The sequence below is a fragment of the Amycolatopsis azurea DSM 43854 genome, from assembly GCF_001995215.1.
Lineage (GTDB): Bacteria > Actinomycetota > Actinomycetes > Mycobacteriales > Pseudonocardiaceae > Amycolatopsis > Amycolatopsis azurea.
Window position 1 is genome coordinate 32,527 of record NZ_MUXN01000018.1, and the last position, 22,114, is coordinate 54,640.

Annotated in this window: 24 protein-coding genes; 11 read left to right on the top strand and 13 right to left on the bottom strand. The window is 68.3% G+C overall.

Annotation, left to right across the window (positions count from 1 at the left end; genetic code table 11):
- Window positions 1-73 precede the first annotated feature (73 nt).
- The 7 genes from B0293_RS24090 to B0293_RS24120 all read left to right on the top strand — a co-directional run bounded on the left by B0293_RS24090 (window position 74) and on the right by B0293_RS24120 (window position 5,740).
- Window positions 74-1,090 carry a substrate-binding domain-containing protein gene (locus B0293_RS24090; RefSeq protein WP_005160715.1) on the top strand — a complete coding sequence of 339 codons (1,017 nt, stop codon included), beginning with the start codon at window positions 74-76 and terminating at the stop codon, window positions 1,088-1,090.
- Window positions 1,087-2,076 (top strand): ABC transporter permease, encoded by a 990-nt coding sequence (locus tag B0293_RS24095; RefSeq protein WP_039918914.1) that lies wholly within the window; start codon window positions 1,087-1,089, stop codon window positions 2,074-2,076. The genes B0293_RS24090 and B0293_RS24095 overlap by 4 nt, the downstream gene beginning before the upstream one ends.
- Window positions 2,073-2,879: an ATP-binding cassette domain-containing protein gene (locus B0293_RS24100; RefSeq protein WP_005160710.1), complete on the top strand. Its 807-nt coding sequence runs from the start codon at window positions 2,073-2,075 to the stop codon at window positions 2,877-2,879. Before B0293_RS24095 ends, B0293_RS24100 begins: the two co-directional genes overlap by 4 nt.
- Window positions 2,879-3,754, top strand: a complete 876-nt coding sequence (locus tag B0293_RS24105; RefSeq protein WP_005160708.1) for a PfkB family carbohydrate kinase — start codon at window positions 2,879-2,881, stop codon at window positions 3,752-3,754. Before B0293_RS24100 ends, B0293_RS24105 begins: the two co-directional genes overlap by 1 nt.
- Window positions 3,751-4,398 (top strand): nucleoside/nucleotide kinase family protein, encoded by a 648-nt coding sequence (locus tag B0293_RS24110; RefSeq protein WP_005160706.1) that lies wholly within the window; start codon window positions 3,751-3,753, stop codon window positions 4,396-4,398. The genes B0293_RS24105 and B0293_RS24110 overlap by 4 nt, the downstream gene beginning before the upstream one ends.
- A complete protein-coding gene (locus B0293_RS24115) occupies window positions 4,395-5,141 on the top strand; it encodes an SDR family oxidoreductase (protein WP_005160704.1) in 747 nt (248 codons plus the stop codon). The genes B0293_RS24110 and B0293_RS24115 overlap by 4 nt, the downstream gene beginning before the upstream one ends.
- Window positions 5,142-5,326: 185 nt before the next feature.
- On the top strand, window positions 5,327-5,740 hold the full coding sequence (locus tag B0293_RS24120; protein WP_005160702.1) for a VOC family protein: 414 nt from the start codon (window positions 5,327-5,329) through the stop codon (window positions 5,738-5,740).
- Here B0293_RS24120 and B0293_RS24125 read toward each other — a convergent pair.
- The 3 genes from B0293_RS24125 to B0293_RS24135 all read right to left on the bottom strand — a co-directional run bounded on the left by B0293_RS24125 (window position 5,737) and on the right by B0293_RS24135 (window position 9,359).
- The gene (locus tag B0293_RS24125; RefSeq protein WP_005160701.1) at window positions 5,737-6,405 is read right to left on the bottom strand and encodes a DedA family protein; all 669 of its coding nucleotides are present in this window, start codon (window positions 6,403-6,405) and stop codon (window positions 5,737-5,739) included. The genes B0293_RS24120 and B0293_RS24125 overlap by 4 nt on opposite strands.
- A gap of 152 nt (window positions 6,406-6,557) precedes the next feature.
- Window positions 6,558-8,837: an MFS transporter gene (locus B0293_RS24130; RefSeq protein ID WP_005160700.1), complete on the bottom strand. Its 2,280-nt coding sequence runs from the start codon at window positions 8,835-8,837 to the stop codon at window positions 6,558-6,560.
- Between the two features lie 3 nt (window positions 8,838-8,840).
- Window positions 8,841-9,359 (bottom strand): MarR family winged helix-turn-helix transcriptional regulator, encoded by a 519-nt coding sequence (locus B0293_RS24135; protein ID WP_005160699.1) that lies wholly within the window; start codon window positions 9,357-9,359, stop codon window positions 8,841-8,843.
- 234 nt (window positions 9,360-9,593) lie between these two features.
- Here B0293_RS24135 and B0293_RS24140 point away from each other — a divergent pair, with 234 nt between their 5' ends.
- Window positions 9,594-10,016 carry a PPOX class F420-dependent oxidoreductase gene (locus tag B0293_RS24140; protein WP_005160698.1) on the top strand — a complete coding sequence of 141 codons (423 nt, stop codon included), beginning with the start codon at window positions 9,594-9,596 and terminating at the stop codon, window positions 10,014-10,016.
- Window positions 10,017-10,020: 4 nt separating this feature from the next.
- Here the strand turns inward: B0293_RS24140 and B0293_RS24145 are convergent, their stop codons facing one another.
- Window positions 10,021-10,548: a TetR/AcrR family transcriptional regulator gene (locus B0293_RS24145; RefSeq protein WP_005160697.1), complete on the bottom strand. Its 528-nt coding sequence runs from the start codon at window positions 10,546-10,548 to the stop codon at window positions 10,021-10,023.
- Window positions 10,549-10,636: 88 nt separating this feature from the next.
- Between B0293_RS24145 and B0293_RS24150 the strand changes: the two genes are divergently transcribed.
- Both B0293_RS24150 and B0293_RS24155 read left to right on the top strand, forming a co-directional pair.
- Window positions 10,637-12,121, top strand: a complete 1,485-nt coding sequence (locus tag B0293_RS24150; RefSeq protein WP_005160696.1) for an MFS transporter — start codon at window positions 10,637-10,639, stop codon at window positions 12,119-12,121.
- A gap of 19 nt (window positions 12,122-12,140) precedes the next feature.
- Window positions 12,141-13,526 carry an FAD-binding oxidoreductase gene (locus B0293_RS24155; RefSeq protein ID WP_005160695.1) on the top strand — a complete coding sequence of 462 codons (1,386 nt, stop codon included), beginning with the start codon at window positions 12,141-12,143 and terminating at the stop codon, window positions 13,524-13,526.
- A gap of 166 nt (window positions 13,527-13,692) precedes the next feature.
- On the opposite strand, the gene B0293_RS24160 is transcribed toward B0293_RS24155, so the two are convergent.
- The 4 genes from B0293_RS24160 to B0293_RS24175 form a co-directional block, all read right to left on the bottom strand.
- Window positions 13,693-14,418, bottom strand: coding sequence for a DedA family protein (locus B0293_RS24160; protein ID WP_005152411.1), 726 nt, complete (start codon window positions 14,416-14,418; stop codon window positions 13,693-13,695).
- A 53-nt stretch (window positions 14,419-14,471) separates the two neighbouring features.
- Window positions 14,472-14,882 carry a hypothetical protein gene (locus B0293_RS24165; RefSeq protein ID WP_005152413.1) on the bottom strand — a complete coding sequence of 137 codons (411 nt, stop codon included), beginning with the start codon at window positions 14,880-14,882 and terminating at the stop codon, window positions 14,472-14,474.
- Between the two features lie 18 nt (window positions 14,883-14,900).
- Window positions 14,901-16,112: an N-acetylglucosamine-6-phosphate deacetylase gene (nagA, locus tag B0293_RS24170; RefSeq protein WP_005152415.1), complete on the bottom strand. Its 1,212-nt coding sequence runs from the start codon at window positions 16,110-16,112 to the stop codon at window positions 14,901-14,903.
- A gap of 91 nt (window positions 16,113-16,203) precedes the next feature.
- Complete coding sequence (locus B0293_RS24175) at window positions 16,204-16,779, bottom strand: SigE family RNA polymerase sigma factor (protein ID WP_005152416.1); 576 nt, start codon at window positions 16,777-16,779, stop codon at window positions 16,204-16,206.
- A gap of 164 nt (window positions 16,780-16,943) precedes the next feature.
- Here B0293_RS24175 and B0293_RS24180 point away from each other — a divergent pair, with 164 nt between their 5' ends.
- A complete protein-coding gene (locus B0293_RS24180; RefSeq protein WP_005152417.1) occupies window positions 16,944-17,228 on the top strand; it encodes a YciI family protein in 285 nt (94 codons plus the stop codon).
- Window positions 17,229-17,241: 13 nt separating this feature from the next.
- On the opposite strand, the gene B0293_RS24185 is transcribed toward B0293_RS24180, so the two are convergent.
- From B0293_RS24185 to B0293_RS24205, 5 genes are all read right to left on the bottom strand, one after another.
- Window positions 17,242-18,246, bottom strand: a complete 1,005-nt coding sequence (locus tag B0293_RS24185) for a PDR/VanB family oxidoreductase (RefSeq protein WP_005152419.1) — start codon at window positions 18,244-18,246, stop codon at window positions 17,242-17,244.
- Window positions 18,243-19,121 carry a metal-dependent hydrolase gene (locus B0293_RS24190; RefSeq protein ID WP_005152420.1) on the bottom strand — a complete coding sequence of 293 codons (879 nt, stop codon included), beginning with the start codon at window positions 19,119-19,121 and terminating at the stop codon, window positions 18,243-18,245. The genes B0293_RS24185 and B0293_RS24190 overlap by 4 nt, the downstream gene beginning before the upstream one ends.
- Window positions 19,118-20,587 (bottom strand): flavin-containing monooxygenase, encoded by a 1,470-nt coding sequence (locus B0293_RS24195; protein ID WP_005152421.1) that lies wholly within the window; start codon window positions 20,585-20,587, stop codon window positions 19,118-19,120. Before B0293_RS24195 ends, B0293_RS24190 begins: the two co-directional genes overlap by 4 nt.
- 79 nt (window positions 20,588-20,666) lie before the next feature.
- The gene (locus tag B0293_RS24200) at window positions 20,667-21,140 is read right to left on the bottom strand and encodes a pyridoxamine 5'-phosphate oxidase family protein (protein WP_005152422.1); all 474 of its coding nucleotides are present in this window, start codon (window positions 21,138-21,140) and stop codon (window positions 20,667-20,669) included.
- Window positions 21,141-21,144: 4 nt separating this feature from the next.
- A complete protein-coding gene (locus tag B0293_RS24205; protein WP_005152424.1) occupies window positions 21,145-22,035 on the bottom strand; it encodes an SDR family oxidoreductase in 891 nt (296 codons plus the stop codon).
- Window positions 22,036-22,114: the final 79 nt, after the last annotated feature.

The following is a 22,114-nucleotide window of genomic DNA, read 5'->3' on the forward strand; positions in this document are numbered from 1 at the left end:
ACGCTTGCGAGTGAGCATAACCCTGTCTACCTTCCGGTCCATCACGGACAGCCTGGAATCGGAGGGCATCCCCATGAGACAGCGACGTCTCGCCGCGCTCGCCCTGGCCGCCGCGCTCGCGGTGACCTCGGCCGGGTGCACCGTCGAACGCCACTGGGGTGGCGGATCGAAGGCAGGCGGTGGTGGCAAGGCCAAGGTCGGCCTGGTCACCAAGACCGACACCAACCCCTACTTCGTGGAACTGAGAGCGGCCGCCAAGGCCGCCGCCGAGGCGAACGGCGCCGACTTCAGCGCGCTCGCCGGCCAGTTCGACGGCGACAACGACGGCCAGGTCCGGGCCATCGAGAACCTCATGCAGCAGGGCGCGAACACCATCCTCATCACGCCGAGTTCCTCGACCGGCGTCCTCGACGCCATCGACCGCGCCCGCAAGGCCGGGGTGCTGGTCATCGCGCTCGACACGGCGACCGAACCGGACACCGCCGTCGACGCCACCTTCGCCACGGACAACTTCGAGGCCGGACGCCAGCAGGGGTCGTACGTCAAGGCCGCGCTCGCCGGCAAGCCGCCGAAGCTGTTCATGGTGGACGGCACCGCCGGGTCCACAGTGGACACCCAGCGGCACACCGGGTTCCTCAAGGGCATCGGCCTGACCGACGCGTCGCCGGAGATCAAGGGCAAGACACCCGCGAACGGCGACCAGAGCCTGGCCCAGCAGGGCGTTGAGAACCTGTTGCAGCGCACCACCGACATCAACGCCGTCTACACGATGAACGAGCCGATGGGCCGCGGCACCTACGCCGCGCTCCAGGCCCGCGGCCTGGTGAACCAGCTCGTGATGGGCTCGATCGACGGCGGCTGCGAAGGCGTCAAGAACGTGCGCGACGGCCAGTACGCCGCCACGGTCATGCAGTTCCCGAAGAAGATGGCCGAGCAGGGCGTCCTCGCCGCCGTCGAGTACGCCAAGACCGGGAAGAAGCCGAGCGGGTTCGTGAACACCGGATCAGCGGTGATCACGGACAAGCCGATCCCCGGCGTGGAGAGCCAGGACACCAAGTGGGGCCTCGAGAACTGCTGGGGGACGAAATGAGTACCGCCACCCTCAAAGGAAACGAACGGCCGTCGATCGGTGAGTTCTTCCTCCGCGCGCCCGCGGTCGGGCCCGCGTTGGCCCTGCTCGTCGCGATCGTGGTGTTCTCCGCCTCGACGGACACCTTCCTCGACCTCGACAACCTTTCCCTTGTGGTGCAACAGTCCCTGGTGATCGGCACGCTCGCCCTCGGGCAGACGCTGATCATCCTGACCGCCGGCATCGACCTGGCCAACGCGGCCGCGATGGTCCTTGCCACGCTGATCATGGCGAAGCTCGTGGCGGGCGGCGTCTCCGGGATCTGGGCGCTGCTGCTGGGAATCGTGGCGACGGTGGCGATCGGGATGGTCACCGGATCGCTGGTCACCCGGATCAAGCTGCCTCCGTTCATCGTCACGCTCGGTCTGCTGACAGTGCTCACCGCGGCCGCGAAACTGTTCGCGAGCGGCCAGGCCGTCCCGGTCGCCGACGAGCTGCTCAAGTGGCTCGGCACCCGCCGCTACTTGTTCGGCGGCATCCCGATCACCTACGGCATGACGCTGGCTTTGCTGATGTACCTGGGACTTTGGTACGCGCTCACGCGGACGCCGTGGGGCAAGCACGTCTACGCGGTCGGCAACGCGCCGGAATCCGCGCGGCTGTCCGGGATCAAGGTCAACCGGACGATCCTTTCGGTGTACCTCGTCGCCGGGGTGATCGTCGGGATCGCCGCCTGGCAGGCGCTCGGCCGCGTGCCGAACGCCGACCCGAACGCCTTCCAGCTCGGCAACCTCGACTCCATCACCGCCGTGGTGCTCGGCGGCGCGAGCCTGTTCGGCGGCCGCGGTTCCGTACTCGGCACGATGATGGGCGCGCTGGTCGTCGCGGTCCTGCGATCCGGGTTGACCCAGCTCGGCGTGGACGCGCTCTACCAGGACGTCGCCACCGGCGCCCTGCTCATCGGCGCGGTCTGCGTCGACCGGTTCGCGAGGAGGCAGCAGTCATGACGACGCCCACGTTGTCAGCCAGCGGGCTGGTCAAACGCTACGGCCGGGTCACCGCCATCGACGGCGCCGACTTCGAACTGTTCCCCGGTGAGGTGCTCGCCGTCGTCGGCGACAACGGCGCCGGGAAGTCGAGCCTCATCAAAGCCCTTTCGGGCGCGGTGATCCCGGACGCCGGTGAGATCAAAGTGGACGGTCGGACCGTGCACTTCAAGTCCCCTTTGGACGCTCGCCACTACGGGATCGAGACGGTGTATCAGGACCTCGCCGTCGCACCCGCGCTCGACATCGCGTCGAACATGTTCCTGGGCCGGGAAAAGCGGCGAAAGGACCTCTTCGGACAGCTGTTCAGGAAACTGGACACGGCGACCATGAGGGCCGACGCGCAGCGGATCCTGGACGAACTCGGCATCAACATCAAGTCCATCACCCAGCCGGTGGAGACGCTGTCCGGCGGGCAGCGCCAGGGCGTCGCGGTCGCCCGGGCGGCCGCGTTCGGCACCAAGGCGGTGATCATGGACGAGCCCACCGCCGCGCTCGGCGTCGCCGAATCGGGCAAGGTCCTCGATCTGATCAACCGGATCCGCGAACGCGGCCTGCCGGTGGTCCTGATCAGCCACAACATGCCGCACGTGTTCGACATCGCCGACCGCATCCACGTACACCGACTGGGAAAGCGAGTCGCGGTCGTCTCGCCGAAGACGCACACTATGAACCAGGTCGTCGGCCTGCTCACGGGTGCGCTGAAGATCGGTGAGAACGGCGAAGTCGAAGAAGTCGCCTCGGCCGTCCACACTGGACTGTAGTGAAAGTACTGCTGGCGGGCCTGTGCACCGTCGACCAGGTTCAGCGCGTCGCCGAGATACCGGCGCCGGGCGAAAAGGTGCGTTCGCTGTCGATGGACGTCGCCGCCGGGGGGCCGGCGACGAACGCGGCGGTGACCGTGGCCGCGCTCGGCGCCGGGGCGACGTTGCTGACGGTCGCCGGCGCGCATCCGCTGGCGGCACTCGCCCGCGCCGACCTCGAAGCGCACGGCGTCGACCTGGTCGACCTCGATCCCGGACGGCCCGATCCGCCCGCGATCAGCGCCATCACCGTCCGTGACTCCGACGGCGAACGCACCGTCGTCTCGCGCAACGCCCACGCTTCCTCGCGTTTCGTCCTCTCGATGCGGTCCTTGCACGCGCGACTACCGCGTTCAGAGGACGAAATGCCCGGGTGCGTGCTCCTGGACGGGCACCATCCGGAGGTGGCGCTGGCCGTCGCGCGCTGGGCGCGCGAGCGCGAGGTGCCGGTGGTGCTCGACGCGGGGAGCTGGAAGCCGGTCTTCCCCGAACTCCTGCCGCTGGTCGACGTCGCGGCGTGCTCCTCGCTGTACCGAGGCGACGATCCGCGCGAGCACGGCGTGCCGCTGGTCGTCACGACCGCGGGCCCCGATCCGGTCCGCTGGTCGACGGCGGACGGCTCCGGTGCCGTCCCCGTTCCCGTCACCCGGGCGCGTGACACGCTGGGCGCGGGCGACGTCTGGCACGGAGCTTTCGCGTACGCGGTCGCCAGGGGAACCGGGGATGTCCCCGGCTGGATCGCGTTCGCCAACGAGGTGGCCGCCGAACGGGTGCGGCATGAAGGACCGAGGTCGTGGACGGCCGCGGTCGCGAAGATGGGAGAAGGACAGTCATGACCGCCATGCCTCCGGTGTTCGAGGATCTGTTGAGCAGGGCCCGGGCCCTGGCGAAGCCGGGACAGCGCAGCGTGCTCGGGATCGTCGGCGCCCCCGCGTCCGGCAAGACCACGCTGGCCTGGGGCCTCGCGAAGGCGCTGGGCACGAGGGCGGCCGTGGTCGGGATGGACGGCTTCCACCTGGCGCAGGTCGAGTTGCAGCGCCTCGGCCGGGTGGAGCGCAAGGGCGCCCCGGACACCTTCGACGCGGCCGGGTACGTGCACCTGCTGCGGAGGCTCGCCGAAGGCCGCGAGACGGTCTACGCGCCCGAGTTCCGCAGGGAGATCGAGGAGCCGATCGCCGGTGCCGTCGCGGTCACGCCGGACGTCCCGCTGGTCATCACCGAGGGTAACTACCTGCTCATGCAGGACGACCCGTGGAGCGGCGTGAAGCCGATCCTCGCCGAGTCGTGGTTCCTCGCGCCGGACGAACCCGAGCGCATCGAGCGGCTCGTTTCGCGGCACCGCCGCTACGGCCGCTCGCTGGTCGACGCGCGCCGCCGCGCCCTCGGTTCCGACCAGCGCAACGCCGATCTGATCGCGTCCACCAGCGGCCGGGCCGACCTCGTCCTCGAGAACCTCCCGCTGGTCAACTTCGCCATATGAGCGGGGTTCTCGTCGTCACCGGCGGCAGCAAGGGCATCGGCGCGGCGGTCTGCGAACTGGCTGCCGCGCGCGGCTACGACGTCGTCGTCAACTACGCGGGTGACGCCGAAGCGGCCGAAGACGTCGCTTCGCGCGTCCGGGACCACGGAGTCCAAGCGATCACCCAGCGCGGGGACGTCGCGTCCGAAGACGACGTGGTGGCCCTGTTCGACGCCGCCGTCGCCCTCGGCCCGCTCGCCGGGGTGGTCGCGAACGCGGCCGTCACCGGCAACACCCCCGGCCGCTTCGACGAATACGAGGTCGACGTCGTCCGCCGCGTGGTGGACGTCAACATCACGGGCGTCTTCCTGTGCGTCCGCGAGGGCATCCGCCGGATGTCCACCCGGTACGGCGGTGCGGGCGGCGCGATCGTGACGCTGTCGTCCACCGCCGCGCGGACCGGTTCACCCGGGGAATGGGTCCATTACGCGGGCACCAAGGCGGCCGTCGAAACGATGACCTACGGCGTGGCGCAGGAAGTCGCGAGGGAATCCGTGCGGGTCAACGCGGTCGCGCCGGGGATGATCCACACCGGACTGCACGCGGCGGCCGGGCTGCCCGACCGCATGGACCGGATCGCCCCGACCATCCCGATGGGACGGGCGGGCGAACCCGGTGAGGTCGCGGAAGCCGTGCTGTGGCTGCTTTCCCCGGCCGCGTCGTACACCACCGGGACGGTGCTGACCGTCGGCGGAGGGCGTTGACCACCGGGACTACGAGGCGGTCACGAGGGGATATCGGGTCCGCGTGCGGTTCAGCCACTTTTTAACACCCTTTCCCGGCGGATATCACGATTCATGTGGGAAGTCGGCGGATCACCTCGTGGCCACAGACGCCTGTGTCACCCTGGGTTCGCCCCCAAGCTTCTTGATCAGGACGGTCATCCCCGATGTCCAAGCTCATGTCTGTGCACCACCTGGCACTCACCGTGACCGATGTGGACCGGAGCGTGCCCTGGTACGCCCGCGTGCTCGAACTCGAGGAGTTCACGCGTCGCGAAGACCCGGAGACGGGCCTGCGGAAGGTCGTGCTGAGGTCGCCGAGCGAGGGTTTCGCGGTGGTTCTCGTCGAGCACCAGGACACCGAGCGGCCGCGGTTCGACGAACGACGGACAGGTCTGGACCACGTGGCGTTCAAGGTCTCGTCGCGGTCGGAACTGGCGGAATGGGAAGCGCGGCTCTCGGAGTACGGCGTCGTCTACTCGCCGTCGAAGGGATCGAGGACCCTCGAAGGTTCGTCGGTCATCGTGTTCCGTGACCCGGACGGGATCCAGCTGGAGATCTGGGCGGACCCCGAGGTTTAGGTCGTGCTCTGTTCGGTCTCTTCGGCCGGACGCCGCATCTCCTGGCGGTAGCGGAGCACGCCGTAGGCCGTGCCCACCACGAAGAACGCGACACTGATCCACAAGGCCGCCGTCTTGACCCACGGCAGCTGGTCGAGCAGGCCGGCGCCGTAGTAGCCGAGCAGCACCAGCGTCGGCACCCAGAGCAGGCCGCCGAGTGCGGTCGCGAGCGCGAACCGGCGCGGATCCATCCGCGCGGTCCCCGCGATGAGCGGCGCCAGCGTGCGGATCCACGGGATCCAGCGCGCGGCGACGATGGCGAAGAAACCCCTGCGGTCGAGGAAGTTCCTGGCGCGGTCGAGGTTGTGCTTGTTCAGCACCTTGCCGCCGCGCCGCGCGATCAGCTTCGTGCCCGTGCCCCGGCCGATGTAATAGCCCACCTGGTTGCCGAGGATCGCGACGAGCAGCGCCGCGGCGGAGAGCAGCCACGCGTTCAGGTCGGAGCCGTGTTGCGCGAGAACGACCCCGGCCGCGAACAGCAGGGAGTCGCCGGGCAGGAAAAGCCCGATGATCAGCGCGCACTCCACGAAGATGAAGCTGAGCACGATCACCCAGACGAGCACGGGCCCGGCGGTGTCGAGCCAGCCCACGCCGATGCTCGCGGCCTCGGTGTACACCTCACTCACGACGCGAGCCTACGTGTACCCGGCGAACCGCACTTCACCGAACGGTGGAATCGGGATGTCGTCACGCTCCCGGTCATGAGCCCCGCACACGCCACGAAAGGTCCTTTCCCGGCGAATTTCGCCAGGAAAGGACCTTTCACGGTGTTCGGTGCCTAGTGCTCGACGAGCTCGTCGAGCGCCTGGTCGTAGCTCAGCCGGACATCGTGTTCGGCCTGGTCACCGCCCAGCAGTTCCACTCGGCTGGTGGCGGGCGGGTAGCCGCTGGCGATCACCGTGTACGTCCCGGCGGGCAGGTCGCTGACCGTGTAGTTGCCCTCCGCGTCGGTCCTCGCCACGGCGGCGACGCCGCCCGAGGAGTCGAGCACGGTGATCCGCGCGTCCGGGACCACCCGGTCGCCGTCGGTGCGGGCGACCCCGCTCAGCAGGATCGTGCTGACCAGTTCGACGTCGTGGCGCAGCACCCCGGAACCGGTGGCGGTCAGCGTCGCCGCGACCGGCCGGAACCAGCGGCCGCTGGCGACGATCGTGTACCGCCCGCCCACGATGCCGGCGAAGGAGTACACGCCGTTGTCGTTCGTGTGCGTCCTGGCCACCTGGTTGCCGTTGTGGTCGATCAGGGTCAGCGCCGCCCCCGCGACGTTGGTCGCGTCGTCCCGGCGGACGTGCCCGCTGATCTGCGCGGATCCCGCCCGATAGGCGCCGTTGCCGTTCCCGTTGGTCAGCGCGTGCTTGCCGGGTTCGACGGGAGCGACGGGCGCGGTCACGACCGTCTTCTCGGAAGCCGTCTCGACAGGCTTGGCCTCTTCTTCTTCGAGAAGCGCTTCGCCGCCTTCGAGTGCCGAAGCCGCCGAAGGGGCCGAGCCGCCGAGCAGCGGGATCTCCTTCATGAACATCAGGACCAGCGTCGCCAGCAGCGCGACCGCGCCCGCCACGTAGAACACCGTGGTGATCGACTCGGTGAAGCCGATCAGCACCGGGGTCTTGATGGCCTCGGGCAGGCTCGCGATACCGCTCGTGTTGGACTGGATGTCGCCCAGCGCCGCCGCGCCGGGCCCGCTCGGCGGGTTGCCGCCGAACGCCTTGGTGATGTTGCCCGGCAGGACGTTGAACAGGATCGTCAGGAACACCGCGACACCCGCGGTACCACCGATCTGCCGGAAGAACGTCGCCGACGCGGTCGAGACGCCCATGTCGCTGCGCGGGCCCGCGTTCTGCACCGCGATGATCAGTGTCTGCATGCAGGCACCGAGGCCCAGACCGATGATCGCGGCCGCGACCAGCGGGTGCCACAGCGCGCTGTTGTACTCGACCTGCGCGAAGAAGAACGCGCCCGCCGCGATCAGCAGCGTGCCGACCACCGGGAACACCTTGTAGCGACCGGTCTTGCTGGTGATCTGGCCCGAGATGATCGAACCGCTCATGATGCCGGCCATCAGCGGGATCATCAGCAGACCCGACTCGGTCGGCGAGAACTCCTGCACCACCTGCATGTACTGCGGGATCATCATGATCGCGCCGAACATCGCGACACCGACGATGACGCCGCCGACGATCGCGACCGTGAAGGTCGAGTTCTTGAACAGCCGCAGCGGGATCAGCGCCGCGTCCTTCATCAGCTTCTCGACGAAGATGAAGGCGACCACGCCGACGCCGCCGATGATGTAGCAGATGATCGCGTTCTGCGAGCCCCAGCCCCACTTGTTGCCCTGCTCGGCGACGATCAGGAACGGCACCACGGCGACGACGAGCGCGAGCCCGCCCCACCAGTCGATCTTGTGGTCGTGCCGCTGGTGCGGCACGTTGAGCACGCGGGCGACGACGAACAGCGCGACGATCGCGATCGGCACGTTGATCAGGAAGACCCAGCGCCAGCCGGCGATGTCGTAGCCGAAGACGCTGCCGAGCTTGTCGAAGTCGGCGAAGAACCCGCCGAGCACCGGGCCGAGCACGGTGGAGATACCGAACACGGCGAGGAAATAGCCCTGGTAGCGGGCGCGTTCCCGCGGCGGCACGATGTCGCCCATGATCGTCATCGCCAGCGACATCAGACCACCGGCGCCGAGCCCCTGGATCGCGCGGAACGCGGCCAGTTCGTACATCGACGTCGCGAACGCCGAAGCGATCGAGCCGACGAGGAAGATCGAAATCGCCGCGATGTAGAACGGCTTGCGCCCGTAGATGTCGGACAGCTTGCCGTAGATCGGGGTGACGATCGTCGAGGTGATCAGGTAGGCCGTGGTGATCCAGGCCTGCAGGTCGAACCCGTTGAGGTCATTCGCGATGCGGACGATCGAGGTGCCCACGATCGTCTGGTCGAGCGCCGCCAGGAACATGCCCGACATCAGGCCGATCAGGATCGTGACGATCTGACGGTGACTGAGCCGGGGCCCCTCTTCGTGAACAGATGGCGGACTTTCTACTGCGGAACTCATTGTTCAGGCCCCCTTGGCCTTCGACGCCGATGCGGGATCGGCGAACTGTGGAGATGTTTTCTCGATGTCGTTGTTCAGCCGTCGGAACAGCGAGTTGAGGGTTTCCCGGTCGGAGTCGGACCACTCGCCGAGTACCTCGGCGAGCCACTGGTTCCGCTGCTTGCGGTTCTCCTCGAAGACCCGGAGTCCTTCGGCGGTCGGTGCGAGCAGGCAAGCCCGGCCGTCTTCGGGGTCGGCCAGGCGCTCGACCAGACCGTGCTGGACGAGGGAGCTCGACTGCCTGCTGATCGTCGAGATCTCGGAGTGCAGGAACTCGGCGAGTTTGCTGGTCCGCTGGGGACCGACGTGGATGAGGCAGAAGAGGATCGCGTACGCGGCCCGCTCGATGCCGTCCGGTCCTTGTTTGGACACCTGGGACTTGGCCCGGTTGACCAGGCGCACGAGCCGGACGAGCTCGTGCCCGAGGGTGTCGGCCAGGTCGAGGTCGGCCTTCGACCTGGTGCCGGGTGTCGTGGGTGTCATGGTGGTCTCTCTCGCCGGTTGCTTGGTCACTGCAACTAGTTGCCTTGAGCAAGGATGTTCCTCTTGGCGGAGCTTCGCAAGGAGAAAGTGACCGGGTGTGTCTGATGACACTTTAGTTGCCGCATGCAAGCACATTTATTCGTGCATGTTTGTCCGGTTCGCCCGTCTTGGGGCGCTGAGCTGCGCTTTTGCCGGTCGCGGAACAAGCTGGACGGCGCGCGCTTTGAAGGAGTCATGACCGACTCCGCGCTCTACGCGATCCTCGCCGACCGCAACTTCGGCACCCTCGCCACCATCAAGCGTGACGGCAGGCCTCAGCTGTCGACCGTCAACTACCTCTACGACGCGGACGCCGGCGCGATCCTGATCTCGATCACCGCGCCGCGGGCGAAGACCAAGAACCTCCAGCGCGACCCGCGGGCGACGCTCCATGTGTCGACCGAGAGCGGCGACGGCTACGTCGTCGTCGAGGGCCCGGCCGTGCTCACGCCGACCGCCGCTTCGCGTGACGACGCGACCGTCGAGGCGCTGGTGGACCACTATCGACGGGCCCGGGGCGAGCATCCGGACTGGGCGGAGTTCCGGGACGCCATGGTCGCGGACCAGCGTGTGCTGCTGACCATCCCGATCGAGCGCGTCTACGGGATCCAGATGTAAGGGGTCAGCCCTCGATGCGGGCCTTGATCTCGTCGATCTTCTCGAGCAGGGGGCTCGCGTCGTCGCGGCCGAGCGCCGCGCGCAGGTAGAGGCCGTCGCCGACCAGGATGACCAGTTCCGCGGTCAGCGGGTCGCCGACGTGTTCGCTGATCAGGTCGTGGACCTTCTGGTTGTAGACCTGCACGACCTCGAAGACCCGCGGCTCGTTGAGCATGATCCGGATCGTCGCCATGGTCGTGCGGACCAGTGGTTTGCGCTGGGTGACGTCGGTGATGGCGGTGCGCAGGTACCAGGAGACGACGCCTTCGGGGGCCGTCCGCGCCTGGTCGAGGTCCTCCTCCGACAGTCGCGCGAGCCGTTCCATCAGGCCGTCGACCAGGGCTTCCTTGGAACCGAAGTGGTAGAGCAGGCCGCCCTTCGAGACCCCGGCGTGCGCGGCGACGGCATCGAGGGTGACCCCGCCGGGGCCTTGCTCGACGAGGATCTCCTCGTACGAGTCGAGGATGCGTTCCTTCGCGGTGGGCTTCGCCATATCAGTTGACTATACCGTCTGGACGGTTTACTTTCGAACGAGGCGGTAACTGTACCGTCCAGACGGTTTAGCTTAAGGAGAGTGCGCCATGGCGGGGCGCAAGCAGTGGTGGGCGTTGGCGGTACTGGTGCTTCCGGTGCTGTTGATCAGCGTGGACATGACGGTGCTCGGGTTCGCGCTGCCGTTCCTGTCCGAGGATCTGGCGCCTACCGGTGCGGAGCAGTTGTGGATCGTCGACATCTACTCGTTCATGCTGGCGGGCCTGCTGGTCCTGATGGGCACGCTCGGCGACCGCATCGGCCGTCGCAAGCTGCTGCTCATGGGCGCCGCGGCGTTCGGCGCCGCGTCGGTGCTCGCGGCCTTCTCGACCAGCGCTTTCATGCTGATCATCGCCCGGGCGCTGCTCGGCGTCGGCGGCGCGACGCTGATGCCGTCGACGCTGTCGCTGATCCGCAGCATCTTCACCGACCCCAGGCAGCGCCGGACCGCGATCGCGGTGTGGAGCGCCGGGTTCTCCGGCGGCATGGCGCTCGGGCCGGTGCTCGGCGGCTGGCTGCTGGAGCACTTCTGGTGGGGTTCGGTGTTCCTCATCAACGTCCCGGTGATGCTGGTGCTGCTGATCGTCGGACCGTTCGTGCTGCCGGAGGCGCGTGACCCGAAGCCGGGCCGCTTCGACCCGTTGTCGGCGCTGCTGTCGCTGGCCGCGATGCTGCCGGTGGTCTACGGCATCAAGCTGGTCGCCGAACACGGCTTCGGCCTGAAGGCCGCGATCAGCGTCCTGATCGGTCTCACGCTCGGCTACCTGTTCGTCCGCAGGCAGAACCGCCTCGACGAGCCGATGCTCGACCTGAAGCTGTTCTCGAACCGGGCCTTCAGCGGCTCCGTCGTGACGAACATGCTCGGCGTGTTCGCCATGGTCGGCCTGCTGTTCCTGGTGCCGCAGTACCTGCAGCTGGTGCTCGGGCTGACCCCGGTCGTCGCCGCGCTGTGGATGCTCCCGGCGACGGTCGCCGGTGTCGTCGGCGCGCTTCTCGCGGCCTGGCTCGCGAAGCGGATCCGGGTGTCCGTGCTGGTCAGTGTCGGTCTGCTGGTCGGTGCGGTCGGGTTCCTGGCGCTGACGCAGGTGTCGTCCGGCGGCGGGCTCGCGTACGTCGTCGTGTCGTTCACGCTGCTCGGGGGCGGTGTCGCCCTGTCGGAGACGCTGACGAACGACCTGGTCATCTCGGCCGCCCCGGCCGAGCGGGCCGGGGCCGCGTCGGCGATCTCCGAGACCGGGTTCGAGCTGGGCGGCGCGCTCGGCACCGCGATCCTGGGCAGTGTCGCGACCGCGGTCTACCGGTCCGGGCTGCCGGAGGGGACGGCCGAGTCCGCGCGGGACACGCTCGGCGGCGCCGTCGCGACCGCGCAGCAGCTCGACCCCGTCGCGGGGCAGGCGCTCCTGGACTCGGCTCGTCAGGCCTTCACCCAGGGGGTGCACGTCACCGCATGGGCGGGCGTCGCCGTGCTCGTCTATACAGGTGTTCAAGCCTTCGTTCTGCTCGATCGGAAAAAAAGTTCCGCAGTGCGGATCTGATGGAGCTTACGATGAGGGTATGAGCAACCCCCTCGTCACCCGGCTCCGCGAGCATCTCGGCACCGCCGCGGTGCTCACCGACACCGACGTCACGGACGCCTACTCGCGCGACATGATGCCGCTGGCCGACAGCGGCAAACCCCTCGCGGTGGTGCTGCCGTCCGACGTGGAAGGGGTGCGGGCCGTGGTCAAGGCCTGCGCGGAGTTCGAGGTGCCGATCGTGCCCCGCGGCGCCGGCAGTGGTCTGTCCGGCGCCGCGAACGCGATCGACGGCTGTGTCGTGCTGGTGCTGACGAAACTCGACCAGATCGTCGAGATCGACGAGGGCAACCGGCTCGCCGTCGTGCAGCCCGGCGTGGTGAACCTCGACTTCCGCAACGCGGTCGAGAAACACGGCCTGTTCTATCCGCCGGACCCGTCGAGCTACGACTGGTGCACCATCGGCGGCAACCTGTCCACCAACGCCGGTGGACTGTGCTGCGTGAAGTACGGCGTCACCACGGATTCCGTGCTGGGACTGGAAGTCGTGCTCGCCGACGGGTCGGTGCTGAAGACCGGGCGTCGCACGGTGAAAGGCGTCGCGGGCTACGACCTCGCGCGACTCTTCGTCGGCAGCGAGGGCACTCTCGGCGTCATCACGCAGGCGACCGTCGCGCTGAAACCGTTGCCACAGCTGCCTTCCACGCTCGTCGCCGCCTTCAACAGCACGGAGGCCGCCGGTGAAGCCGTCGCGCGGGTCGTGCGCGAGGGGCTGGTGCCGTCGCTGATGGAGATCATGGACGCGACGTCCATCAAGGCCGCCGAGGCCTACCTCAAGACCGACCTCGGCACGAGCGCGGATTGCAAAGCCTTGCTGCTCGCGCAATCCGACTCCGGCGGCGAGGTCGCGCGGCGGGAACTCGCGGCGCTGGAACAGATCTGCGTCGACTGCGGCGCGGATCTGGCCTACGCCACCGAGGATCTCGAAGAGGGCAAGATGCTGCTGCAAGCGCGGCGGGTCGTGCTCACCGCGCTGGAGATGTACGGCGTCTGGCTGACCGACGACGTCTGCGTGCCGCGCACCCGGATCGCCGAGCTGATCGCCGGCTGCGAGCGGATCAGCGAGGAGGTCGGGTTGCGGATCGCCGTCGTCGGCCACGCCGGTGACGGGAACATGCACCCGACGATCGTCTACGCGCCGGATTCCGAGGAGGAGTTCGCCCGCGCGCGGACGGCCTTCGACGCGATCCTCGACGTGGCCCTGTCGCTGGGCGGGACGGTCACCGGTGAGCACGGCATCGGCCGGATCAAACGTGAGTGGCTGGCCAAGGAGATCGGCGAGGTGGGCCTCCGCGTGCACCGCCAGATCAAGCAGGCCCTCGACCCGGGGAACCTCTTCAACCCGGGCTCGATGTTCTCCCTCTAGCTGTCGGCTGGTCGTGAGTGTTTTTGGTCGTTCTAACGACACCTGCCACTCACGACCACCTGCGCCGATGCGATCTGGTGGGACAGCGGCGTTGCGAAAGCCACCTTCGCAACGTTGAAGGTTGCGAAAGCCACTTTCGCAACATCCGAACCCGAGGAGGGAAGGGTCAGTCGCGCACGCGCGGGATCTGCTGCGTCGCGTCCATGTCCGCGGCCGGAGCGGCGGCGTCGGTGCCTTTGCCCGCGTGCTTCTTCTCGCGGCGCGCCTTCAGGTACTCGATGACGATCGGCACCACGGACACCAGCACGATCAGGATGAAGATCGCGTCGATGTTCTTCTCGATGAAGGTGACCCCGCCGAGCAGGTGGCCGAGCGCGGTGATCCCGGCGGCCCACAGGATGCCGCCGATGACGGTGTAGGTGAAGTACTTCTTCGGGTCCATCTTGCCGATGCCGGCGATCCAGGTGATGAACGTCCGCACGAACGGCACGAACCGGGCCAGCACGACCGCCTTCGGCCCGTGCTTCTCCAGGAAGGCGTGTGTCTGGTCGACGTACTTCTTGTTGAAGAACTTCGAATCCGGCTTGCGGAACAGCCAGGGCCCGATCTTCCAGCCGAGGCCGTAGCCGAGCATGTTGCCGATCAGGGCGGCGAGCGTGACCAGCACGCACACCAGCCAGAGCGGGGCTTGGATCGAGCCGTTGGCGATCAGCAGGCCCGCGGTGAACAGCAGGGAGTCGCCGGGCAGCACCGGGAAGACGCTGCTCTCGATGAAGATGATCAGGCAGAGCACGGAGATGACCGGAACGGTCAGCCCGCTCAGCAGGATCTTCGGGTCCAGCCACTCGGGCAGGAGGCCCATCGTCGTCACGGTGCTCTGCGCCAGGATCACACCAAAACGGTACAGGGTGACGCAGAGTGCCTTGATCCGGCGGGACAGGCGGCTCAGATCAGCGTGAGCAGCCCGATCACCGAACCGGCGGCCAGCCCCAGCAGCACGGCCAGCAGCAACACCCAGTACGCGGGCAAGGGCGCGCTGCCGGGCGAAGGAGCCGGAGGCGGCGTCGGACGCTCTGCCAGCCTGGCCGTCTCCGCGTCCTCCAGCGCGACGCGCTCTCGTTCGAGCGAGTCGGCGCCGGCGCCGGAGAGCAGCCCGTACTGCGCAGGCAGCTCGTTTTCCCCGGAAGACGGGGCAGACGTCTCCGGGGGCTCCGAATCACTCTGTGTATCCGAATTGTCCGGTTCAACCGGTTTCTCGGTGGATGCCTCGGAGATCCGCTCCGCCGAAGGGGCGAAGACGGCCTGAGCGCGCAAGGCGTCGGCGAGGAGTTTTTCCGGATCCTTGGGCTCACTCATCCGGGACTCCCTTCGCCGCTACCCGTCGCTGACCGACACACCGCCTTCGACCGCGCCGCTGAGCGGGGCCGTGGCGCTCAATGTAGCCGCAGCGTCGTCCTTGACCCATTCGCCCTGGCGAAGCACCTTCGACGGCCGCAGGTCGCGGTCGAGCACGACGACGTCCGCCGCGAGCCCGGCGCGCAACGACCCGGTCCGGTCGGCGATGCCGAGCAGTTCGGCGGGGCGCCCGGAGGTCGCGCGGACGGCGTCGAGCAGGTCGATGCCCGCGCCGCGGACCAGGTTGCGGAAGGCCGCGTCCATGGTCAGCGTGCTGCCGGCGAGGGAGCCGTTCCCGGCCAGCGTGGCGACGCCGTCGCGGACGTCGACCTCGAGCCGGCCGAGGATGTAGCTGCCGTCGGCGGCGTCGGTGGCCGACATCGCGTCGGTGATGAGCACCGTCCGGCCCTTGCCCGCGTGGTGCGCGGCCAGCCTGAGCACGGTCGGGTGCACGTGGACGAGGTCGCAGATCAGCTCGACGGTGATCCGCTCGTCGTCGAGGAGGGCGCCGATCGGGCCCGGCTCGCGGTGGTGGAGGGGCCGCATGGCGTTGAAGAGGTGCGTCGCGACGGAGGCGCCCGCGTCTATCGCGGGGATGATCTGGTCTTCGACGCCGTCGGTGTGCCCGATCGCGGCGATGACGCCCGATTCGGCCAGTTGCCGGACCGCCTTGATCCCGCCGTGCAGTTCGGGGGCGAGGGTGACCATCCGGATGTCGCCGCGGCCCGCGCCGAGCAGCGCGTTGACCGTCGCAGTGTCCGGCTCGATCAGCGTCGCCGGGTCGTGCGCTCCGCAACGGGCCTTCGAGATGAAGGGTCCTTCGAGGTGAATTCCGGCAAGTTCACCCTCTTGGACCAGCTCACGCAGGGCCGCGATCTGGTCCCGGAGCACCGGGATGGGGTCCGAGACCAGACTGCCGAGCATGGTCGTGGTCCCGTGCCGCCGGTGCGCGCGGACCGCGCGGAGCAGCTCCTCGGGGTTCCCGCTGGAGAACGATCCGCCCCCGCCGCCGTGGCAGTGGGTGTCGATGAACCCGGGTACGACCAGGCACCCGTCGACGTCGACGTATTCGGCAGTGCCGATGTCCGGGGGTGTCCCGGAACCGACTTGGACGATCTTGCCGCCGGCGATAGCCAGCCAGCCGTCGTCGAGTACACGGTCCGGGGCGACTACCCGGCCGCCCACGATCACGAAATCTCCGGCGCCTCTCACGCCCCCCAGCATATATTGGTCTGGACCAAGCATGGCGGCACAACCCAGCGGTCGAGATGAAGGCCGGGCATCAGTTCGGTGACTGCATCGCTTTCTGCAGCGCCTCGAGTGCCCGGCTGGCGGTTGACTTCACGGTACCTTTCGAAATACCGGCGGCCTCGGAAATCTCGGCCTCACTCAGCCCACCGTAGTAACGGAGCACCAGAACTTCGCGCTGGCGAGGGGGCAGTTTGGACAAAGCGCCCACGACGGCCTGATGTTCACTCGACAGCATGGCGAGGCTTTCGGCCGAACGCGCGTTGACGGCGTGCGGCGCGACGTACTCGCGCGCGGTCTTGCGGCGGCGCAGCACACTGCGTGACCCGTTGACCACGGCGGTGCGCAGGTAGCCGACGGCCGCGGCGGCGTCCCGCAGCTTCCCCCAGTTGCGGTGCAGCCCGGTGAACGCCTCCTGGACGACGTCCTCGGCCGTGGCCGGTTCGTCCACGAGCAGGATGGCCAGCCGGACGAGCCGCATCCGGTGCTGGCGATAGAGATCTTCAAGGGTCAGCGGTGCCGCAGGCGGCGGTGGCGTGACCGGTCCGTCCATGGTGCGCAAGTGGCCGAGGGTCGCCTCGACACTGCGTTCCGCATTGCCCTCGAACATGTACCCCTACCTGTTCATTTACCCCTTTGAAGCACAACCTGTGCCTGGCGCTCGGTCAGCGTATCGGGTGGGGCGGGGCCGCCGCCTGATCGGATCCTGAGAACGCCTTTCCGGTTCGGATAACGTCTACCGAAGACCCGTTCGCAGCGATCTTGGAGACGTCGATGGCCTGGTTCCTGGTGGAGATCACCTACGTGCAGGAGAAGCTGGAGGACGTGCGCCCCCGGCACCGGAAATTCCTCTCCGACCTGGCCGAACAGGGTGTCGTCGCGCTCGGCGGCCCGCTGGGCGACGGCTCCGGTGGCATCTCGCTCTACCAGGCGGCCGACGAGACGGCGCTGCTCGACGTCATCAACCAGGACCCGTACCACCTCGAAGGCGTCGTCGCGGAGCGGTCCGTGCGCGAGTTCAAGCCGGTGATCGGCGCCTGGGTGCCGCAAGAAGCCTGACACCTCGGGAACCTCAGAGATCGAGGGTGACCGGCCCGCGTTCGACGCAGACCCGGACGCGGTCGCCGGTCACCGTCGGCAGCTCGCACGTCCCGCAGAAGCCCTGACGGCACGAATAAGCGATGCCGGGCACGGTTTCCCGCAGGACGTCGAGGGTCGTGCGGTCGGCGGGCACGTCCAGCGTCCGGCCGCTGCGGGCCAGTTCGACGCGGAACGGCGCGCCGCCGACGATCGGCGGCGTCGAGAACCGCTCGAAGAACACCGGCCCCGAACCGTGCAACGCCGCGTCCGTCCGGACGCCGACGATCATCGGAACCGGGCCGCAGCAGTAAATCGGGACACTCTTTTCTGTCCCTTCGAGCAACTCCGCGCCCGAAGCCGGGATTCCGTAGTCCGTGTCCGGACGAATCCAGACACGGTCGGAGTATCCGGACAATTCATCCAGGAACGGCATCGAAGCCTCGTCGCGACCGGTGTAGACCAGCCGCCAGTCCGCGCCGGCGGCGGCCGCCTGCCGCACCATCGGCAGGATCGGCGTGATCCCGATGCCGCCGGCGATGAACAGGTAGGCCGGGCTCGCGACGAACGGGAACGCGTTGCGCGGGCCGCGCGCGGTGATCCGCGCGCCCTTCTTCAGGGCGTGCACCGCCGTCGATCCTTCGCCGAGCAACCGGACGCCGACGCGGTAGGCCGAGCGGTCGTCCGGGTCGCCGCACAGGGAGTACTGACGGACCAGCCCCGGCCGCGGCGAGAGGTCGACGTGCGCGCCGGGCCGCCACCGGGGCAGCGGTTCGCCGCGTCCGTGCACCAGCTTGAGACTGACGACGCCTTCGGCCTCGGCGCGGAGGTCGTCGACGACCAGCGGGAGGTCGCGGTCGACGGCGGCCACCGGCGGACGACGGCGCCCGCTCACTCCGCTGAGCCTGCGGTACAGCGCGACGACGCCGGTCAGCGACGCCATCGCGCGGTCGGTCCGCCCGCTGCCGTCGAGCCGCAGCGGGCGCGTCGGCGGCATCACCGGGGTTCGTCGGCGGCCAGCGCGGCCGGGGAGCTCGCGAGGTACGCGACGGCCTGATCGGTGTTGCCGGTTTCGGTGGGGTGATAGGACTTCCGGAAGTACGGCCGGATTTCGCGCCGCAGTTGCCTGCCCGAAGGCAGCAGCCCGAGCTTCGCCGCCCGCAGATAGGTCCGGAACCGCGTCTTGCCCGGCCGCGTCGGGTCGTTCTTCATGAGGAACCTGGTGCCGCGCAGGAAGACCCACGCGAGCACCGGGGTCACGACGAGCATGCTTCGCACGCGGCGGCCGTAGCGCCCGTCGAGGTGCATGAAGAGATCGAAGGCGACTGAACGGTGCTCGACCTCTTCCGCGCCGTGCCAGCGCAGGAGATCCAGCATCGTCGGGTCGGCTTCGGCCTTGTCGAGCGCTTCGGCGTCGAGGATCCACTGGCCGAGGAAGGCGGTGTAGTGCTCGATCGCGGCGATGACGGCGAGCCGTTCGATGAGCCATTCTTCGCGCCGCTTGGCGGAAAGGTCACGGTCGCCGAGCAGGCGGCGGAACATCCACTCCATCTGCGCGATGTACGGCCGCACGTGCACGCCCGCCGCTTCGAGGTGTTCGGCGGCGCCGTCGTGCGCCTCGGCGTGCATGGCCTCCTGGCCGATGAAGCCGAGGACGTCCTCCTTGAGCCGCTCGTCGCGGATCAGCGGCACGGCCTGCTTGAACACCTCGACGAACCAGCGTTCGCCCTCCGGCAGCGCCAGATGCAGCACGTTGATCGTGTGCGTCGCCTGCGGTTCGCCGGGGATCCAGTGCATCGGCAGCGACGCCCAGTCGAACTCGACGTCACGCGCGTGAAGGACGATCTGCTCGTGGTCCTCGTGTCGCGCGGTCACGACGCCCTCCCGCTGAGCTCGTAGTCGCTCGGGTCGACCTTGCGGGTCTCCAGCCAGTAGCGCCAGGTGAAGCCCGGCCAGATCGTCCGGTTGACGCCCTTCGCGTCGAGGTACCAGCTCTTGCAGCCGCCCTGGGTCCACACGCCCTTGACGAGCTTGTCCTGGATCTCGCGCTGGAACTTCTCCTGGACGCCCGTGCGGACGTCGAGCGCGGCGGCGCCCCGCGAGTCGGTGAGCTTGATCGCGTCGACGACGTAGCGGGCCTGCGATTCGATCATGAACACCACGGAGTTGTGGCCCAGCGCGGTGTTCGGGCCGAGAAGGAAGAACAGGTTGGGGAAGCCGGCGACGGTGATGCCCTTGTGCGTGTGCATCCCTTCGGTGGCCCATTCCTTGGCGAGGTCGCGGCCGTCGATCCCGGTGATGTCCAGGTACTCCAAGGCATCCGTGACCTTGAAGCCGGTTCCGTAGACGATCGCGTCGACCTCGTGCTCGACGCCGTTCCCGTCGACGACGCTGTGTGCCTTGACCTCGCGCACGCCGTCGGTGTTGACGTCCACATTGGACCGATTGATCGCCGGGTAGTAGTCGTTGGAGATCAGCACCCGCTTGCAGCCCATGGTGTAGTCCGGGGTGACCTTCTTGCGCAGCTTGGGATCCTTGACGCCCTTGCCGATGTGGCGCTTCGCGATCACCTCGCCCGCCTTCATGATCGCGGGGTGGCCGTTGAAGCCGACGGCGCGCACTTCGAGGAACCAGTACAGCGCGTTGCGGTAAAGCCGCTGCACGCCGGGGATCCGGCGGAACGCGGTCTTGGCCCAGTTCGGCATGGCGTGGTCGGGCTTCGGCATGATCCACGGCGGCGTGCGCTGGAACAGCGTCAGCTCGGCGACGTCGGGCGCGATCTTCGGGACGAACTGGACGGCGCTCGCGCCGGTGCCGACCACGGCGACCTTCTTGCCGCGCAGGTCGTACTCGTGGTTCCACTGCGCGGAGTGCCAGGTCTGGCCCTTGAACTTCTCGATCCCGGGCAGCTTGGGGACCTGCGGGATGTGCAGGCCGCCGACGCCCGAGACGACGAACTGGGCTTCGAGGTCACCCGACTTCGTGTGCACGCGCCAGAGCCGCGCGGTGTCGTCCCAGTCGGCGCCGGTGAGTTCGACGCCGAACCGGATCTTGCGCCGCAGCCGGTACTTGTCGGTGACGTCCTTCAGGTACTGGAAGATCTCCGGGGCGGGCGAGAACGACCGCGACCAGTCCGGGTTCTGCTCGTAGGAGAACGAGTACATGTGGGACTGCACGTCGCAGGCGCAGCCGGGGTACGAGTTGTCCCGCCACGTACCGCCGACTTCGTCCGCCTTCTCCAGGATCACGTAGTCGGTGATCCCGGCCTTTTCCAGCTGGATGGCCTGGCCGAGCCCGGAAAATCCGGTGCCCACGATCACGACCTTGAATCGCTCGGTCATCTGCGCCCTCCGCGTCGAGGCTTTCCTGCGCGGATGACGTTACCTGAAGTAACAGTTACTTGCTAGTACGACTTACTGGCTAGTACGAGCCGCCGAGCTTCGTGTGGTCCCAGCTCACGATCTTGGTCGGCGTGAAAACCAGCCCGATCCGCTTCGGGGCCTGCTTGCCGATGAAGGCGGCGAGCTCGTCGGGCACCGGGTCCCCTGGCTTCGCGCCGGCGTACCGCTGCATGAGGTTGATACCCATCTGGGTGACCTGGGCGGTGTCGGTGATGACCTCGACGTCGGCTTCCAGTGAGACCCCGCGCAGCTTCTCGTAGCTTTCGCCGTCCTCGATGAGCACGGTGGCGCGGGGGTCGCGCTCCAGGTTCTTCGCCTTCTGGGACGTGCCGTAGGTCCAGGTCGCGACGCCCGATCCGTGCGGGTAGTACCAGAGCGGCGCGAGATGCGGACGGCCGTTCGGACCGATCGTCGCGACGTTGATGACCTTCTGCTCGCCGAGGTAGGCGGCGAGTTCGTCAGGTGACATGCGGATCTGGTCGCGACGCGACATGCGGTCAGCCCTTCTTCGTGGCGGCCCGGCCTGCCTGACCGGTTATCGAAGATTCGTACGCGCCGCGCTCCTGGATGTCCACGAGTGCGGCCGCGTCGGCCTTCTTGATCCGGCCCTTCGCGCCGATCTCGATGATCGGCGGCAGGAACGCGCGGATCAGCTTGAGCCCGCCGACCCAGCGCGGCACGTGCACGGTGCGGGCGCGTTTGTTGACCCCGGCCTGGAGGTGGTCGAGCGCGACGGACAGCGGGTAGGTCTTGCCGAGCAGGCCGGGCATGCCGGTGCGGAGCTTGCCGAAGACCGGGTGCTTGTCGGCGCTTTCGACCAGGTCGGTGCGGATCCAGGTGGGGTGCGCGACGCCGACCTTCACGCCGAGGTGGGCGACTTCGGCGCGGAAGCTGTTGCAGAACGCCTCGACACCGGCCTTCGCGGCGGCGTAGTTGGCCATGCCGGGCGCGTGGGTGATCGCGGCCAGCGAGGAGATCGCGAGCAGGTAGCCCTTGCGGTCGAGGACATGCGGAAGGGTGACGCGGAAGGTGCGCCAGACGCCCAGGAGGTCGACCTCGATGACCTTCTCGAAGGCGGCCGGGTCCACCGACCGGACGAAGCCGGAGGTCGCGATGCCGGCGTTCGCGATGACGATGTCGATCCCGCCGAAGTGCTCGACGACGCCCGCGGTGGCCCGTTCGAGGTCGTCCCAGCTGGTGACGTCGGCTTCCCAGGCGTGGGCGTTGGCGCCGATCTTGTCGGCGACCTCCTGCTGTTCCTTGGCTTCGATACCGACCAAGGCGACCTTCGCGCCCTGCGCGGCCAGGCGCTCGGCGAGTCCCGCGCCGATGCCCCTCGCGGCGCCGGTGATCAGGACGACCTTGCCGTTCACGCTGTTCTTGGCCACGTTGCCTCCTCGTCCGAGCCCTGAGGCTTTCGGACGTTACCCCAACCTACCCGGAGTAAGCTACCCACAAGTAAGTCCG